This window comes from Streptomyces sp. NPDC014676, assembly GCF_043084105.1.
Taxonomy (GTDB): domain Bacteria; phylum Actinomycetota; class Actinomycetes; order Streptomycetales; family Streptomycetaceae; genus Streptomyces.
Genome location: NZ_JBIBZI010000007.1, coordinates 81,692 through 98,097 on the forward strand (window position 1 = coordinate 81,692; position 16,406 = coordinate 98,097).

Sequence of the window (16,406 nt, forward strand, 5' to 3'; positions counted from 1 at the left end):
CGCTGGAAGGGCTCGGAGTGCGGTCGGGGAGGTATCCGTTGGCCGTGGAGGGCCCGGTGATGCGGGCGATCGACCGGTTGGTGCCGGGTGTCTCCACAGTGACCCGCTACATCCGCTACCACTCGTTGTACGCGGCGATCGCCGCGCATGCCGAGCGGAAGGCGCTGGACCTGACCGCCTGCCGCCGACTGGTCCGTCGCTGCGAGGTGCTGATGGCCGCGCTCCAGCATGACGCGGAGGCTGCCGACGAGGCATGGTTCCCTCATGGAATCGATCGGGTACGACGTTTCTGCGCACAGGAGTTGGACTTGGCTCGCGCGGCGGACCAGGAACACCTGAGTCAGTCGTACTCGCCCCGCCGGTGGGGCTTCTGGGACCAGTACGGAGGGTCGGCCACGGTTCTCGGCACCGTGGAGGCCCGGGACGGAGCGCTTCGACCCGGTCGGCACGCCTGCCCTGCGCCCCTGCGGGAACTGTTCGCCCCGCTGCTCTCACTTGTGGAGCGGGACGTGGTGTCCTTCGTCGAGCTGGAGCAGGCCGGCCAGGCCGGTCTCGGTATCCCGTCCTCGGTCGAGCAGGACTGGCTGACGCAAGTGCTGACGGCCACGGATGCCGGGGGAATCCACACCCCTCAGGACTGGGAGGCGTCCGACCGTACCAGGAGAGCCACCTTCCGCATTCTCGGCCGGGCGATCCACCTGCACGGCCAGGAGGGGGCCGGGTACGAGGAGACGCTGCGCTCAGCCGTCGCCTTCGGTGAGGACATGACCACCGATCCCGTCCTGGCGGCCATTCCGGAGACAGCGGGCTGGCGAGGGCTGCTGCTGCGGCATTACTCCGTGGGTGCCTGGCGCAGGCTGTGGGCCGCTCTCGTGGCCGACATCGGGTCCAAGGAGGGCGAGGCCGACCGGACGGCACAGGAACTGCGCGACTGGCTGGCGCAGCAGGCTCCGGAGGGAAGTGTGCGAGGGCTCCTGGAGGGTCTGCCGCCGCTCAAGGGTCCGGACGGGCTGCTGCTGCCGGCCGAACGAGAAGTTCTCGAGAAGGGCGGTGACGCCCCCATGACCAACGTCCGGTTGCTGCTCGTGGGCGCCCTGAGGTCCAGGGAGGGGCACCTGCCCGACGACGTACGTGCCGTCTTCCTGGGCCGGCAGCGACGCTCCGCGGAGTTCCTCGACCCGACATGGGTCGACGGCCTCATCCGCGACTACTCCGACCGGCCGGTCCACGACCTGGCGGCCCGGCTGGTGGACGACATGCTGGCCCAGTCCAGCCGGGTGGCGCTCGCCAAGCTGAGCCCCGATCCGGCGACGGGCGGACTGAAGATCTTCTCCCGTCTGCACGTGCGCAACGAGCGTTACTTCAAGACCGGCGACGAGGGAGACTCCGACATCGGTACGCGCATTCCCCAACTGGGCTCCTTCGGGCGGCAACTCGGGCTCTTCGACGTCCGGGACGGCTGCCACGTCGTCACGGCCTCCGGCCGGATGATCCTGGAGACGGAACGATGAGCGCGGCGCAGCACACCCGCTTCGCGTCCCCTGTCACGCTGCTGCATGAATGGGCCAAACGCGGCGACAAGCAACCGCTGCACGAAGTGCTCCTCCTCGGATTCACCGTCGATCTCCCGTTCCTGGAACGGGTCGCGATCCCGGTCGCACGCGCCCTGGGCGCACGCACCGCGGTGATCGGTGACGCGGCCCAGGGACTGTACGACCCGGTCGACGTACGCATGGCGGGCCGCGGTTACCTGCACGGCCTCGCCGGCTGCCGGGGCGCCTTCCACCCCAAAGTGGTCCTGCTGATCGGCGAACACGCCTGTCGACTGGCCGTGGGATCGGGAAACTCGACGCTGTCCGGCTGGGGAGCCAATGATGAGCTGTGGACCGTGGTGGAGACCGAGGACGACGCCTCCCACGCCCTGCTCGCCGATCTCGCGGAGTGGCTGGAGGAACTGCCCGCCGTCGTGGACATGGCGCCCTGGACGGCGAGCCACCTCGGAGAAGTGGCGACCCTTCTGACCGAAAGGCACGTCAACGCCCCCGCCGGGCCGGAAACCGGCCCGCGGCTCCTGCACAATCTCCACCGGAGCCTGGTGGAACAGCTGACACCGGGGCCCGTGGACGAGGTCCAGGCGTACGCCCCGTTCATCGATCCGCAGGCCCACGCCCTGCGAGCACTCGTCGACCGCCTGATGCCGGGCCAGGTCACGCTCGGTCTCCAGCCCCGCTGGTCGAGCTACGACGCCGAGACGGTCAAGAGGGCGCTCGACGGCCGTTCCACCGGGATCCGGCTTCTCGAAGAGACGCGGATGCGGCACGGCAAGTTCGTCGAGTGGCGCATCGGCGAGCGCTGGCACGCACTCACCGGAAGTCCCAACCTCACCCGCGCCGCTCTGTGCACGAGCACCGGGGAAGGGGGCAACTGCGAACTCGCCGTGCTCTCCGCCGACACCTCACCCCTGCTTCCCGAAGAGGGACCCACCACCGCGCTCACCAGTCTGAAGGGCCACACTCTCCGGCCTTTCACCACCGGCGCCGGGCGTGCGCTCGTCCTGCTGGGCGCCAAGACGGACAGTGAAGGCCTTCACGTTTCCCTGGCCCGCAGCGAGCCGACCCCCGTCGTGATCAGTACCTCCCCGGACGGATCACCGGGCTCCTGGACCGCCATCGGCTCCATCCCTGCCGGAAGGTCGGCCTTCTCCTTCCCGATGCCCGAAATGCCCGGCGCGGCCGTACGCGCGACCTGCCGCCGACCGGACGGCAGCAGCGTCGAATCAGCGGTGGTCTTCGTCTACAGCCCCGTACACAGCGCACGCCGTCATACCCACGACAGTGGGCCTCGACTGAGCCACGACTACACCACACAGGCGTTGTTCACCGACGAAGGTGCGGCGCGGCGCTTCGAGACTGACTTGCTGCGCCTGCGCGAGCTCACCGCCGGCATGTCCGCTGCCCGGGTGAGCCCCGCGACGGAAAGCGCGACGAGCACGGCGGTCACGAGCGGCGTCGACCGCTGGGACGCCTACCTCGCCGACTGCCGTCGGATGATCGGACTTCCACTGGCCGGTCTGGCGTTCGGTACCGCGCAGATCGATCTCCCCGAGCCGTCAGCCTCCCGGTGGATCGTGTCGACGGTCACCTTTGCCGCGTCCGCAGAGGAGGACGGGGCGTACGACGAGGGAACGGAGGACGAGGACCCCGTCGTCGACGGTGCGGTTGCCGTGCCCTACGTCCCCCTTGAGCAGCGAGCCCGCTGCCGCGTCTGGGCGCAGCGCTGGGCCGACACGCTCGTCGACCCTGACGGATCGCCGGCGCAGCCGCTCCCCGTGCGGCTCCTGGTGGCCGGTTTGTACGTCCAGCTCCTGGCCGCAGGGGTCTGGGACGACGACGATCACAGCTGGCGCGAGGGTCTGAGCGGTCTTCTCGGGGCTCTCGATCCCCAGGACGGACCGGACGACGAAACGGCGGAACAGCAGCCCCCGCCCGAGACCGGTCGACGCGTGGACGCGGTGGCGGCCGTACTGATGACCCTGCTCAGCCAGGACGCCACCTTCACCGGCGGCGGCGAGTACGACGTGCTGGCCGCCCGCGCGTGGCAGAACCACAGGAGCATGATCGCGCGCGCCGACCCCGCCGAGGCCGAGGACCTGATGCTGCCGCCGGAGCAGGCGCTCGCCCGCGTCGCGCCCTGGAGTGAAGTGGAACGACTCGTGGGCCTGGCCAAGGAGGACGATCCGCACGCCGAGGTGATCGAGGAACTCTCCAAGGCGGGCTGGTCGGTCAGGTACGAGGACGGGATCTGGGACATCACGGGCTCCTTCGGGAACCCGGTCCCCGTCGTCGCCAGAGCCGCCGACAGGCTTGGCCGGCATCACGCCGACGGGGTGCTCGTCCGAGCCCGCGGCAGGAGACGCTGGGCGTTCGCCGCCTGGGCGAAGCCGCGGCTGGTCCTGCTGAATCCCCCTGCACGCGTGTGGCGCACGTACGAGGTGCGCTCCCCGGCCACACCGGAGTCACGGTTCAGCGGCGGTGACCTCTCCGCCGTCCCCGGCCTCATCGGCGCTCCGACCCCGCTCAGGACGGGACCGCCCGAAGCATTGAGGACAACTTTGGCCGGAGTGGATCTGCCGTACCCGGAGTTGATGCGACGACTGTTCGAGGACGCCACCTGAGACTTTATGCTGCACAGGCATATGCGGAAGATCGGCCGGAGGGGGCGTCGGCCGATGCCTGCTTCCGTGCCGCGGGCAGACCGAAGGGGAACGGTGGTGTCGCACACCGTATGGGGAGGTGCCGAGGACGACGGTGCGACGGTCGGTGACCCGTCCGCCCTGTTCGAACAGGCTGTCACCGCCTACGTTCAAGGTCGTTTCGCGATAACCATCAGCCATCTGCGGCGGCTGGAACGCGCAGCGGCGGTCGGCGACGCAGTGGTCGATGCCCGTCACGCCGCCCTGCGGGGAACGCTCGCGGCCCGCGCGCAGAACTGGACCGAGTGCTGTGACTGGTACGAGCGGGCGCTGGCCTTCTCGCTTCCCGGGGACCAGGCGTGCCAACAGACCCTCTTCTGCTTCGACGAGGACTGCACGGGCTCTGCCGGCGGCCTGTGCGGTCAGTGCGACCGCTGGTTCTGCCCCGAGCACGGCGCGGAGCGCGAAGACGGTGTGGCCCGCTGCGGTCCGTGTCTCGACGTGGCGTTGCACAACCTGGTGCAGGCGGCGGTCCTGGCCGACCGCGTCGGGACCGCCGTGGAAACGCTCGCGTCCTGGGCCCGCACGACGAACTGGGGCACGGCGAAGGCACTGCTTGCCTGCCTCGCTCCGGAGGAGGCCGCGAACCTCGGCGAGCAGGCCGACGTTCTCGATTCCTTCGCGCCCGACCGGCGTGCGGCCCTTCTGCTGTACCGCGCGTCCAGGACCCTCCAGCCCACGGATCTGGAATGGGCCTGTGTACCGGAGTCCGGAGCCTCGGACTCGCCGTTGCCCGAGACGCACGAGTGGCTGCGTCCATGGGCGGCACTCCGGCTGAGCCGTACGGGCCGTCACACCGAGGCGTGGCGGGTCCGGTACGAGGAGTGGCTGGCGAGGCCGGTCGACACCGCCGCGGTGCACGCCCTGGCGCTCACGGCTCTGCGCGTCTTCGCCGGTGACGCCGAGACGGACGACCAGGTGCGTGAGGAGGCCGCGCGGCAGGCCATCGCCTGCTGGGCGATGGTTCTGCACTCCGTCTCGTACTGGTGGGAGCTTGAGCGACACTCCGGGCGCTCGTTGACGGCCGACGAGCGGAAGGCCGCTGCGGACGCCCTCACCGAGCGCATCCGCCAAGCACTGCGGGACGACGACAGAACCGCGGAACGGCCGACGGCGGACAGCCTGGAACTGGCCTGGGAGGTCGAACTGGCCGTTGCCCGGAGACTGCCCCAGGTCATGGAAGACGCCCTGACGCCCCCGGACCGCGGATACGACTTCTCCTTCGGTCCGGGCTTCCTCGACCTTCTGTCGTCGGCCGGCGGGCGGTGGAAAGACCTGGTCGCGGATGTCCACAGTGCGGTGTCGGAGGCAAGCGGCGAGGGTGACGAGGTCGGCGGTCGACTCGAGGGTCTGTTGTCCCCTGAGGGGCACTATCTGACGCTGCTGGAGTTCGGCAGGTTCGACGACGTCATCACAGGTATCGAAGCCGAAGGCACCGCGCGACACGGTGCTCAGGAGAACGACGAGTCCCTTCGAGGTCCTCGGAGAGTCCTCGGCGCCGCGCTGTTCGCCCGGGCGCGTGCCCATGTGGAGGCCAGACGTTGGGCGGCTGCGATACGGGACTTCGAGGACGCGGCGGCCAACGGTGTCTCCCTCACCGGCCATGAGGAAGAGATAGGCCGGGCGGGCGTGCACGCGGGATTCGCCCTGTACAAGAACCGCGCCGAGGTCGACTGGCAGGCGTATGTCGGCCTCCTGGAGCGCGCCCTCGCCATGGCCCCGCATCATGAGCAACTGAAACGGGACCTGGCGGTCGGGTGCGTGCACCTGGGCGAGCAGGTTCAGCAGCGGGACGCACACGACGAGGCCCGTGTCCGCTTCGCCCGCGCCCACGAACTGGACCCCTCGAACGAGTTGGCCGTCGCAGCGCTGAACGCGGCCGAGACACGGAGCGCCGAACGCCTCCTCGGGAGACAGATCGTCTTCCGGCTGCAGGAGGCCATCGAGATACTGCGCGGCGTCCTCGAGCGTGACGAAACTTCCCAGTCCGCTCGCCGAGCCCTGGCCGACGCCCTGTACGAGCATGCTCTGAACACGGCGATGAACGACGACCGTGCAAAGGCCCTGAGCCTGATGCGGGAGGCCCGTTCTCTTTCGGATCCGGATTCCGGCCACTGGCGCCCCGGGCGAGGCCCGAAGCACGACATCGCGACAGGGTTGTACGAACGTGCGTTGCCCTACGACGAACTCGACGAGGACGATCTACGGGAAACGCTCGACATACTGGCGGTCGCCCGCAGTTACGAAGTTCAACCGGAGATCTCCGACACACAGGTCTCGGTACTGGCCGACCTGGTGGAACTGCTCAGCGCGAACGAGAAATACGACGAAGCCATCGCTCTCGTCCGCCGGTGCCCGAGGGACGTCGAGGACCGCAGCAGGCTCGACATGGCGGTCGCCGAGGCGTACGACCGACGTGCGCGTCGGCATCTCGACAGGGGTGACAACGCGGCTGCGCGCTCGGACACCCGGTCGGCACGCACGTACGCCTCGGCACACCAGCTTTCCCTGTTCCAGGTGGACAAGGCCGATCCGTTGTGGTGAGAGAAGGACGAGAAGTGTCCAGGAGCATGTTCGGTGATTCCCCCTACGACGTGCTGGGGCTGGATGTCGGCGCCTCCGATGCCGACATCCGTGCCGCCTACCATCGGGCGATGAGGTCGGCCCAGGGCGATCGTGATCTGCGCGACCATATCTCCCGGGCACACAAGGCCCTCAGGCGTCCCGCCGGACGCCACGAGGCGGATCTTCTGACGCCGCTGCCCGTCCGACTGCCGCCCGATGAGAGCGGTGCCGCCCTGCTGGCCGAGGCACGTCAGCGTATGGCGGAGGTCTCTCCCCTGTTTCCCGACCCCGCGAGCCTGGGCGTACGGCCCGACTGAAGGCCCGAGGCCACCTGGCAGCCCTCTCACCTCCTCTGGAGCTTGCGTTGACCGTACCGTCCTCCGCCCGGCCCGATTCCGACACCGAACGCCTGATCGCACAGTTGCGCACCCGTTGCGAAGCCCTGGAACGGCGGCGTGCCCGGGACGAGGACGAACTGGCGCGGCAGAGAGCCGAGTCGGAGGCTTCCCTGCACCGCCTGCTCACCGGCCTGCTCGATGTCGACGACGTGCTCGCGGAGTCCGTGCGGTGGTCGGTCCGCCAGGACCCGAACCGCGCGGCCGTGACTGTGGAGAGGCTGATCGAACAGGTCTCCGCGGCACACAGACTGCTGCGTCTCCGGTTGCTGAAAGCCGACGTCCGGCCGATGGACCTTACCCACCGGCAGGCTGTGCCCGACGTCGCCCGGGTCGTGGACACACGCCCCACGTCCAGGTGTCCCGCCGACACGGTGCTGGAGGAGCGGGTGGCGGGCTTCTATCTGGGGCAGCGGGTGCTGCGGACCGCCGAGGTCGTGGTCGCCGTCCCCGGACCCGACCCGGGAGCGCCCGAGGAGCCCGTGGAGCTCGCGAAGGAGCCGAAGCGGTCCGGTCCGGCCACTTCTCGAAGGCAGCCTCGTCGGCTGCCGCGGCACAGGCGCCGCAGCCGTCGCCGCTCCTGACCCCTCTCCACGTGCTCTTGCCCCGCACTCTCCACTCGCAGAACAGGAACCCCGACGTGCGCAGAACTCTCGGAATCGACCTCGGCACCACCAACTCGGTCGTGGCCTGGCTCAAGGACGGTGAACCGGAAGTGGTGTCCGAGGGCCCGGAGGACGGCGGGACCCCCTCGGCCGTGGGTCTCACCGCGGACGACGGGCTTCTCATCGGGCACGAGGCGCTGAACTGGGTGGAGCGGGACGCCGCGCGCGTGATCACCACCGTCAAGCGCCTCATGGGACGCCAGTTCAAGGACGAGAAGGTGCAGCAGGCCCTCCGCCGCATGGGAGACGGCGGCCCGAAGATCACCGAAGGGCCTGACGGTGGCGTTCTGATCCAGCTGGGAGAACACCGCTACACCCCCGTCCACATCTCCGCGATCATCCTCCGGCGGCTCAAGCGGAACGCCGAGGTCCGTCTCGGAACGGAGTTCGGCCGTGCGGTGATCACCGCACCGGCCTACTTCGGCGAACGGCAGATCGCCGCCACCCGCGAAGCGGGCAGACTGGCCGGCTTCCACGTCGTCCGGGTGCTGTCGGAACCCATGTCGGCGATGCTCGCCCACGGTCTCGGACGCGCGCAGGACAAGGACGACGCGACCGTTCTCGTCTATGACCTGGGAGGCGGCACCTTCGACGTCTCCGTCTTCACCCTGATGCCGGGCGTGACGGACGAGCTCGGCACGGGCGGGAACAACCTGCTCGGCGGTACGGACTTCGACGGCAGCCTGGCCGACCGCCTCCAGGGACTCCTCGACGCACGCAACCCCGGATACGAACCGCTGCCGGGCGCCGCCATGAGGATCCGCGAGGCCGCGGAGCGCGCCAAGATCGACCTGTCGACGGCGGCCTCGACCGAGGTGATCACCCCAACACTCGGCGCTTCCGGCGAGAGCCTCTCGGAGACCGTGGACCGCGAGGAGTTCGAGGACCTCATCTCCGACAGGATCGAGGAGACCGTCCGTCTGACACTGAAGACCGTGACCGATGCCTTGCTGCGTCCGGAAGACATGGACCAGGTTCTCCTGGTGGGCGGCTCGAGCGCCATCCCGCTGGTGCGGGAACGGCTGGCGGACGTCTTCGGCCGCGAGAAACTGCGCACGGACGTGAACCCCATGACGTGCGTCGCGCTGGGTGCGGCCGTTCAGTCGGCACTCGTCGAGGAACTTGAGTGTCCCGAATGCCGTGCGGACTGTCCGCTGGACGCCGACGCGTGCCCCGAATGCGCCACCTCGCTGGTGGGCTCCCCGACGGTGGAGTGCCCGACGTGCCACGTACCCGCTCCTGAGGACACGCAGGCGTGTCCCGTCTGCGCATCCGACCTCACCGGGCTCACGGCCGAACGGCTGACGCCGTCCCCCGCAGTCTGCGACAAGTGCGGGGAGGAGAACGACCCGGAGGCCTCGGAATGCGACCTGTGTGGGGCCGGACTGCACGACAGCGGCGGTCTGAAGTGCCCGAACTGCTCGCTGGTGAACCTGCCGGGCCTCGTCACATGCTCGTTCTGTGAAGAAGAACTGCCCGTCGCGGACCCGTCCGGGGTGATTCCTCTGCCCATCGGCGTCCACACCGCCGACGGGCTGCTGACTCCTTTGATCACGGCCGGCGACCCCTACCCCACGCAGCAGGCGGCCCGGCACGATTTCCACATCACCGGCAACGCGGGTGACCTGCTCGAGATCGCGCTGTACGAAGGCGACCTCCAGCCTGCGGAGCGCAACGATCTGTGTGGCGTCGTGATGTACCCGCTGCCCGAGGGCATCACGGGCACGAAACCCCTCACCCTCGCCGTACACCTCGACAAGGACCGCACGATCCGCTTGGAGACCCGGCTCGACGGAGCGGAGTTCGTCCCTGCCGTCTTCCGGCGCAACCTGCTGACTCCCGAGTTCCGCAGGCGGGCGAAGGACGTCAACCAGCGATTCCAGACGTTCCTCGCCGAGTGGGACCACGAGCTCACCCCGGCTGAATCCGCCGTGCTGAAGGAGACGGCGGGTTCGCTGGAGCAGATCGTCCGGGGTGAGGCACCCGGACGGTCCCTGGACACACTCCTGGAAGAGGCGGACAACCTGCTGGAGCAGCAGAAGACCGTACGTTGGGCATCCGCCCTCGCGTTCCTCTACCCGCAGCACGTGGCGGATCTGATGCCGCCGGAGGACCTGGAGGCCATGCGGCACCACCGCAACGAGCTGCGGACGACGCGCAAGGCCGGAGACTTCGACCGGGGACACAAGATCGCCCTTGAGGTGCTGGCCGTGCGAAGCCGCCTCGGGGAGGACGTGTACCAGGTGATGAGTGCCTTGGCCTTCGCTTCGCAGAACGGTGTGAACCCGGCGTTGCAGCAACGCATTCGCCAGGCCGGCGAGGGACTGACCGAGGCCGTCCGGCAGGGCGACTTCTCCCGCACCGACGCCGCCAAGTCCCGCATCTCGGACCTCTACCGTGAAATGCGGCGGGACCAGGCGGAGTTCCGTGCTCCTACCCGCCGGACCGTGCGTCCGGAGAAGACGGTGCGCTGAACCGGGCGGTCGGGCAGGTGGCCGCTGGAGAAAGCTCCGCCCAGACGGTCTTGCCGGGTGCGGAGGGCCGTGGGGCGGCGCCCCAACGGGCGGCCAGTCGGGTTACCAGGAGCAGTCCCCGGCCCGACTCCGCGTCGTTGGGTGCCTCTTGGACGGACGAGGGCGGCACCTGCTCGGTGCGGGTGTCCGTCACCTCGATGCGGAGTACGTCCCGGGTCGCGGTCAGCCGGAGGTGGAAGTCCCGGCCGGGGACGTGACCGTGCCGCACGGCGTTGGAGGTGAGTTCGGCCGCGATCAGGGTCAGGGTCTCGTTGACGGGGGAGTCGTACGGGTGCCCCCACTGGTCGAGCCGGTGCGAGACGAGACGCCGGGCGAGACGGGCACCGCGCGGGGTGGAGGTGAACTGCATGGCGAACTCGTGCGGGGCGGCCGGGCCTTCCGGTGCCTGTGCGGTGGTGGTGTCCGAGGTTTTCATGGCGGTGAGCCTGCCGAAGGCAATGCGGCGCTGACCAGCGGAAACGCCTGTACTGGCTGGGGCTGTACAGGTGGCTGCCACGTGCGTACATGCGGAGGCGAGTCCTCGTACGAGGGAACTTGTGGGCGTTCGGGGCCGGCCCTTCATCACTGCGCGTAGCGTGACGCCTCGCGCTGCGTGCACGGCCTCAGCCTGTACGGCCGCGTACCAGAACCGTGGGTGATGAGGTGCCGGAGGCGGCGGGCATGGTGGAACAGGACGACGGGGCGAGCTTCCTGCGGTGCTTCGGGCGGCAGATGAGACTCCTGCGGGAGCGGGCCGGGCTGACGCGGAGGGAGCTGGGGTCCCGGCTCGGTTACGGGGAGGACCAGATCACGTCGGTCGAACTCGGCCGACGCATCCCCAAACCGGAGCTGATCGACAAGGCGGACGAGGTACTGGACGCCGGGGGCGTTCTGCGGGCGATGAAGGAAGAGGTCGCACGGGCGCGGTATCCGGCGTTCTTTCGGGATGCGGCGCGGTTGGAGGCGGAGGCGGTCGAGTTGCAGGTGTACGACACCCACATGGTCAACGGCCTGCTGCAGACGGAGGAGTACACGCGAGGGGTTCTGCGCATGCGCCGACCGCTCCTGAAGGAGGAGACGATTGAAGAGCGGGTAGCGGCGCGTCTGGCTCGCCAGGAGATCCTCAACAAGTGGCCCGCGCCTCTGTTCAGTTTCGTCATGGAGGAGTCCGTACTGTTGCGGCGGCTCGGCGGAACCACGGTGGTACGGGGGCAGTTGGAGCAGATCCTTCTGATCGGAGAGAAGCGCAACGTCGAGGTGCAACTGATGCCCCTCGATCGGGAGGACAACGCTGGTGTGGACGGCGGCTTCACGGTGTTTTCCCGTGAGGGAGGAGAGCAGATCGGCTACACAGAAGCGCAGGGACGTAGCACACTGGTGACTTCTCGCGAAGAGGTCCGCGCGCTCGCTGCGCGCTATGGGATCATCCGTGCGCAGGCCCTCACCCCGTGTGAGTCTCTGGCCTACATCGAGAAGTTGCTGAGGGAGCTATGAACGCCCGAGGGATCACGACCATGACTCAGGACCTGCGGTGGTTCAAGAGCAGCTACAGCGGTGCCGAGGGTGGCCAGTGCGTAGAAGTGGCCGCTTCGCGGCAAGCCGTTCACGTCCGTGACTCGAAGATCGTCACTGGTCCTGCGCTCACCGTGACCCCCACCGCATGGGCGGCCTTCACCGGCTTCGCTGCGCGCCCCGGTGGCGAGGTCTGACCCGGTCCGCCTGAAGGCATCCTGCAGTCCCCCGTGACCACTGTGTCCGCGGAGAAGGATCAGTCTCCGGATGTGCAGGAACGGTGAATCGAGCCGCTGATAATCTCGTCCTTGTCCGCTCAGGACGGGACACGGTGGGGGGAATGGTGCTGCAGCCGCTCAGGGCGGGCGATCCCAAGCGGATCGGCGGCTTCCGGCTGGATGGCCGACTGGGCCAGGGCGCGATGGGCGTGGTGTACCTCGGGTACCGCTCGACCCGCCCCGTGGCCGTCAAGGTCGTCCGGCCGCAGCTCGCGGAGGACGAGTACTTCCGCAGGCGCTTCGCCCTGGAGCTGGAGGCGATCCGGCGCGTGGGCGGCTTCCACACCGCCGCCCTGGTCGCCGCCGACCCGCACGCGGACACACCGTGGATCGCCACCCAGTACATACACGCCCCGTCGCTGCTGGAGCTGCTGGACCAGCACGGAGCGGTCAGCGAGGTCGGCGCGTGGTGGCTGGCCGCCGGCCTGGCGGACGCCCTGATGCACATCCACTCCGTACGGCTGCTGCACCGAGACCTCAAGCCCGCCAACGTCCTGGTCGCGGCGGACGGGGTCCGGGTCATCGACTTCGGCATCTCCCACGTCCACGGCGGCACCGGCCTGACCACGGCGAGCGCGGCGCTCGGCACCCTCGCCTACATGGCGCCCGAGCAGGCCAAGGACTCCCGCAGGGCCAGCGAGGCGGCCGACGTCTACAGCCTCGGCGCGACGCTGGTGCACGCCGCGACCGGCCACGTCCCCTTCTACGCGCAGATGCCCGTGCAGCGGACGCTGGACCTGGAGCCGGACCTGACCGGCCTCCCGACCGCTTTAGTCGACCTGGTCACCCGTACCCTGTCCTACGACGTGGAGGACCGGCCGACGGCGCAGAGCGTGCTGGAGGAGGCCATGGGCCGCCTGCTCGACTCCGGTGTGCCGATGGACGCGCAGGCCTACCCGCCGTTGCCGGAGGTCTTCCTCGCGGACGTCCTCCAGCACCAGGCGGAGCCGGTACGGGCACCGGCTCCGGAGCCGCTGCCGGACATCGAACCGGACGACGTCCCGCAGGCGGAGCCCGATGCCGTGCCGCACCCGCAGCCGGTGGTGACCACACCGGTCGCCGAACCGGAACCGGAGGCCGTGCCGGACCGCTGGGCGGCCCGGTGGCGCAGCCGTATCGAGGACCGTCGCGGCGACTACGGCGGCTGAGCCCTCGCTCGGAAGCCCTCCCCGCGCCGACGGGACCCACCACACCCGAAACAACGCAGCAGCAAGCAGTGCAGCAGTCGAAGGAGACCCGCCGATGGCCACCGTTGCCGACAACGCCCCGGGCAACGCTCCGGGCGACACATCCGGCGGTACCCGGTTCGCCCCCGGCATGCAGGTCCGGGCCCGTAACGAGGACTGGCTGGTCGTGGAGGTCGCCGAGACCGAGCACGACGGCACCCGCCTGGACGTGCGCGGCATCTCCGCCCTGGTCCGCGACCAGCGGGCGGTCTTCTTCGCCCACGACGACCTCGACCGGGTGACCCCGCTGCGCCCCGAGGACACCGAGCTCGAACCCGACCCCTCGCCCGAGTGCCGTCGCTCGCGCCTGTTCATCGACGCGCTGATCCGCAAGACCCCGCTGCCCCTGTCCGAGCAACGCCTCGCCACCGTCGGCACCCACCTGGTCGACGACCTCGCCTACCAGCGCGAGCCCGCCAAGGCGGCCCTGCGCGCCCTGCGCCCCCGGCTGCTGATCGCGGACGCGGTGGGCCTCGGCAAGACCCTCGAGGTCGGTCTGCTGCTGTCCGAGCTGATCAGGCGCGGGCGGGGTGAGCGCATCCTCGTGGTCACGCCGAAGCACATCCTGGAGCAGTTCCAGCACGAGCTGTGGACCCGCTTCGCGATCCCGGTCGTACGGCTCGACTCGGCCGGCATCGAGCGGATCAAGAACGACATCCCGGCCGGCCGCAACCCCTTCTCCTACTACAAGCGGGCGATCATCTCGATCGACACCCTGCGGTCCGACCGCTGGCGCAGCCACCTCATGCAGGTCACCTGGGACGCCGTCGTCATCGACGAGTCGCACAAGCTGATCAACACGGGCACGAAGAACAACCGCCTCGCCCAGCTCCTCGCACCGAAGACCGACGCCCTGATCCTGGCCAGCGCCACCCCGCACAACGGTCAGCGAGAGTCCTTCGGCGAACTGCTGAGCCTGCTCGACCCGACGGCCATCCCCAACACCAGCGACTACGACGAGACGCAGCTCGATCACCTCTACATCCGGCGGCACAAGATGTCCCCCGACGTCTCCGCCGAGATCGGCCACAAATGGGCCACCCGCGAGGAGCCGATCGCCATCGACTGCACGGCGACCCCGGCCGAACAGCAGGTCTTCGACGAGCTGTACGACGTCTGGATCCACCCGAAGGACGGTCGCCCGGCCCCCGTCACCGGCAAGGGCGCGCGGCTCTTTCCCTACACCCTGCTGAAGTCCTTCCTCTCCTCCCACTCGGCACTCGTCGAGACGGTCACCAACCGGATCAACCGCATCGACGAGAGCAAGGAGGCACAGGAGCGCCAGGCCGAGCGCGACGCCCTGGTCAGCCTCGGCACGCTCGCCGAGGCCATCGACATCGAGGAGTCCGCCAAGTTCCGGGAGCTGGTGCGGGTCCTCAAGGACGAGATCAAGGTCGGCCCCAAGTCCGACAAGCGGGTCGTGATCTTCTCCGAGCGCCGCGCCACGCTCCAGATACTGCAGGACACCCTGCCCTCGGCCCTCGGATTCGCTCCGGGCAAGGGCAAGACCGGCGGCGCCGTCCGCCAGCTCCACGGCGGCCTCTCCGACGACGAGCAGCAGCGCACCGTCAAGGACTTCGGCCTCGCCGACAGTGACGTACGGGTGCTGCTCACCGGCGACATCGCCGCCGAGGGCGTCAACCTGCACCGCCAGTGCCACCAGATGATCCACTACGACCTGCCGTGGTCGCTGATCACCATCGAGCAGCGCAACGGCCGCATCGACCGCTACGGACAGCAGCACCCCCCGGAGATCCGCGCCCTGCTGCTGCTCACCGACGACGAGGACCCCGACCGCCCCTCGGCCGACCGAGCCGTCTCGCAGCGCCTGCTGGAGCGCGAGGACGAGGTCCACCGCGCGTTCGGTGAGGCCGCCTCCATCCTCGGGCTGCGCGACGAGGATGCTGAGGAGAAGGTCATCGTGGAGCGGCTCCTGGCCGGGGACGAGCCCTTCGACACGGTCGTCCCGCCGGCCCCGCTGGACCCCTTCGAGGCATTCCTGAGCGACCACACCCCCGAGAGCGACTCCACGGGATACCAGGTGCCGCAGCTCTTCGCTTCCACCCGCGCCTTCGTCGAGGAGGCCCTGGACGAGGTCTACGACAACCCGGAGCAGCGCATCGGCAAGCACTGGAGCGACGACCACCCCAAGATGATGGTCTTCACCCCGGACCGGGAGCTCCAGCGCCGCCTGCTGGTCCTGCCCAAGTCGTACCTCGATGAGCGGGGCGTCCTGGAGCAGCTCCGGGTCACCTTCGACAAGGAGTTCGGCCAGGACCGCCTGGACCGCGCCCGCGAACGCAGCGGCAACCGCCGCAAGGGCGCGCTCACCAAGCAGGAACGCGCCGAGACGTCCGGCTGGCCCGACGTCAGCTACCTCACGGACCAGCACCCGGTGGTGGAGTGGCTGACGGACAAGGTCCTCGTCAAGCTCACCCGCAACACGGCGCCCCTCATCACCGCGGACGTCAGCGAGCCGGTGTTCCTCACCCAAGGCATGTACTCCAACGCCAAGGGCCACCCGACGGTGCTGGCCTGGACCTGCGTGACGGGCCTGGAGAGCGGCACACCGAAGTTCGACGACGACCTGGTGGGCGTGCTCCGGCGGGCCGGGGTCGAGCCGGGGATGCTCAACCGTCCCTTCACCGGGGACAAGGACGCCTTGCAGGCGCTGGTCCCGGCGGCGGTCCGGGCGACCCGCGAGCACCTGGCGGAGCTGCGCGCGGAGCAGGAGACTCCGTTGATCGAACAGCTCGTGGAGTACGAGAAGCGACTGGAAGCCTGGAAGAGGGAGAGCTTCTCGGCCTTCGAACAGCTCAGCTTCAGCGGCATCCGGCGGCAGCACGAGGAGAACCGCGTGCAGAAGACCGCGGTGGAGGTCGAGCAGCTCATCGAGCAGCTGGCCACCCAGGGCGAATCCATGGTGCGGGTGATCGGGGTCCTCGCACCGGCCGCCGCCTTCGGCGGCGCAGCAGTTCAGCAGCAGAAGGGCGTGTGACA

Annotated in this window: 11 protein-coding genes; 10 read left to right on the forward strand and 1 reads right to left on the reverse strand. The window is 69.3% G+C overall.

Features of this window, described 5'->3' with window-relative positions; all coding sequences use genetic code 11:
• Positions 1-44: 44 nt before the first annotated feature.
• From ACF1DX_RS20940 to ACF1DX_RS20965, 6 genes are all read left to right on the forward strand, one after another.
• On the forward strand, positions 45-1,511 hold the full coding sequence (locus ACF1DX_RS20940; RefSeq protein WP_391792904.1) for a hypothetical protein: 1,467 nt from the start codon (positions 45-47) through the stop codon (positions 1,509-1,511).
• Entirely contained in the window at positions 1,508-4,174 is a 2,667-nt protein-coding gene (locus ACF1DX_RS20945; protein ID WP_391792659.1) for a hypothetical protein, read from the forward strand. Before ACF1DX_RS20940 ends, ACF1DX_RS20945 begins: the two co-directional genes overlap by 4 nt.
• A gap of 96 nt (positions 4,175-4,270) precedes the next feature.
• Complete coding sequence (locus ACF1DX_RS20950) at positions 4,271-6,796, forward strand: hypothetical protein (RefSeq protein WP_391792660.1); 2,526 nt, start codon at positions 4,271-4,273, stop codon at positions 6,794-6,796.
• 26 nt (positions 6,797-6,822) lie between these two features.
• A complete protein-coding gene (locus ACF1DX_RS20955) occupies positions 6,823-7,134 on the forward strand; it encodes a hypothetical protein (RefSeq protein ID WP_391792661.1) in 312 nt (103 codons plus the stop codon).
• A gap of 47 nt (positions 7,135-7,181) precedes the next feature.
• Positions 7,182-7,796, forward strand: coding sequence for a nucleotide exchange factor GrpE (gene grpE / locus ACF1DX_RS20960; RefSeq protein ID WP_391792662.1), 615 nt, complete (start codon positions 7,182-7,184; stop codon positions 7,794-7,796).
• 56 nt (positions 7,797-7,852) lie between these two features.
• On the forward strand, positions 7,853-10,351 hold the full coding sequence (locus ACF1DX_RS20965) for an Hsp70 family protein (protein ID WP_391792663.1): 2,499 nt from the start codon (positions 7,853-7,855) through the stop codon (positions 10,349-10,351).
• Here ACF1DX_RS20965 and ACF1DX_RS20970 read toward each other — a convergent pair.
• Positions 10,311-10,826, reverse strand: coding sequence for an ATP-binding protein (locus ACF1DX_RS20970; RefSeq protein ID WP_391792664.1), 516 nt, complete (start codon positions 10,824-10,826; stop codon positions 10,311-10,313). The two genes, ACF1DX_RS20965 and ACF1DX_RS20970, sit on opposite strands and share 41 nt — an antisense overlap.
• Positions 10,827-11,071: 245 nt before the next feature.
• Between ACF1DX_RS20970 and ACF1DX_RS20975 the strand changes: the two genes are divergently transcribed.
• The 4 genes from ACF1DX_RS20975 to ACF1DX_RS20990 all read left to right on the forward strand — a co-directional run bounded on the left by ACF1DX_RS20975 (position 11,072) and on the right by ACF1DX_RS20990 (position 16,404).
• Positions 11,072-11,884 (forward strand): helix-turn-helix domain-containing protein, encoded by an 813-nt coding sequence (locus tag ACF1DX_RS20975; protein ID WP_391792905.1) that lies wholly within the window; start codon positions 11,072-11,074, stop codon positions 11,882-11,884.
• Positions 11,885-11,904: 20 nt separating this feature from the next.
• A complete protein-coding gene (locus ACF1DX_RS20980; protein WP_391792665.1) occupies positions 11,905-12,099 on the forward strand; it encodes a DUF397 domain-containing protein in 195 nt (64 codons plus the stop codon).
• A gap of 143 nt (positions 12,100-12,242) precedes the next feature.
• Entirely contained in the window at positions 12,243-13,328 is a 1,086-nt protein-coding gene (locus ACF1DX_RS20985; RefSeq protein ID WP_391792666.1) for a protein kinase, read from the forward strand.
• 94 nt (positions 13,329-13,422) lie between these two features.
• On the forward strand, positions 13,423-16,404 hold the full coding sequence (locus ACF1DX_RS20990) for a DEAD/DEAH box helicase (RefSeq protein ID WP_391792667.1): 2,982 nt from the start codon (positions 13,423-13,425) through the stop codon (positions 16,402-16,404).
• Positions 16,405-16,406 lie beyond the last annotated feature (2 nt).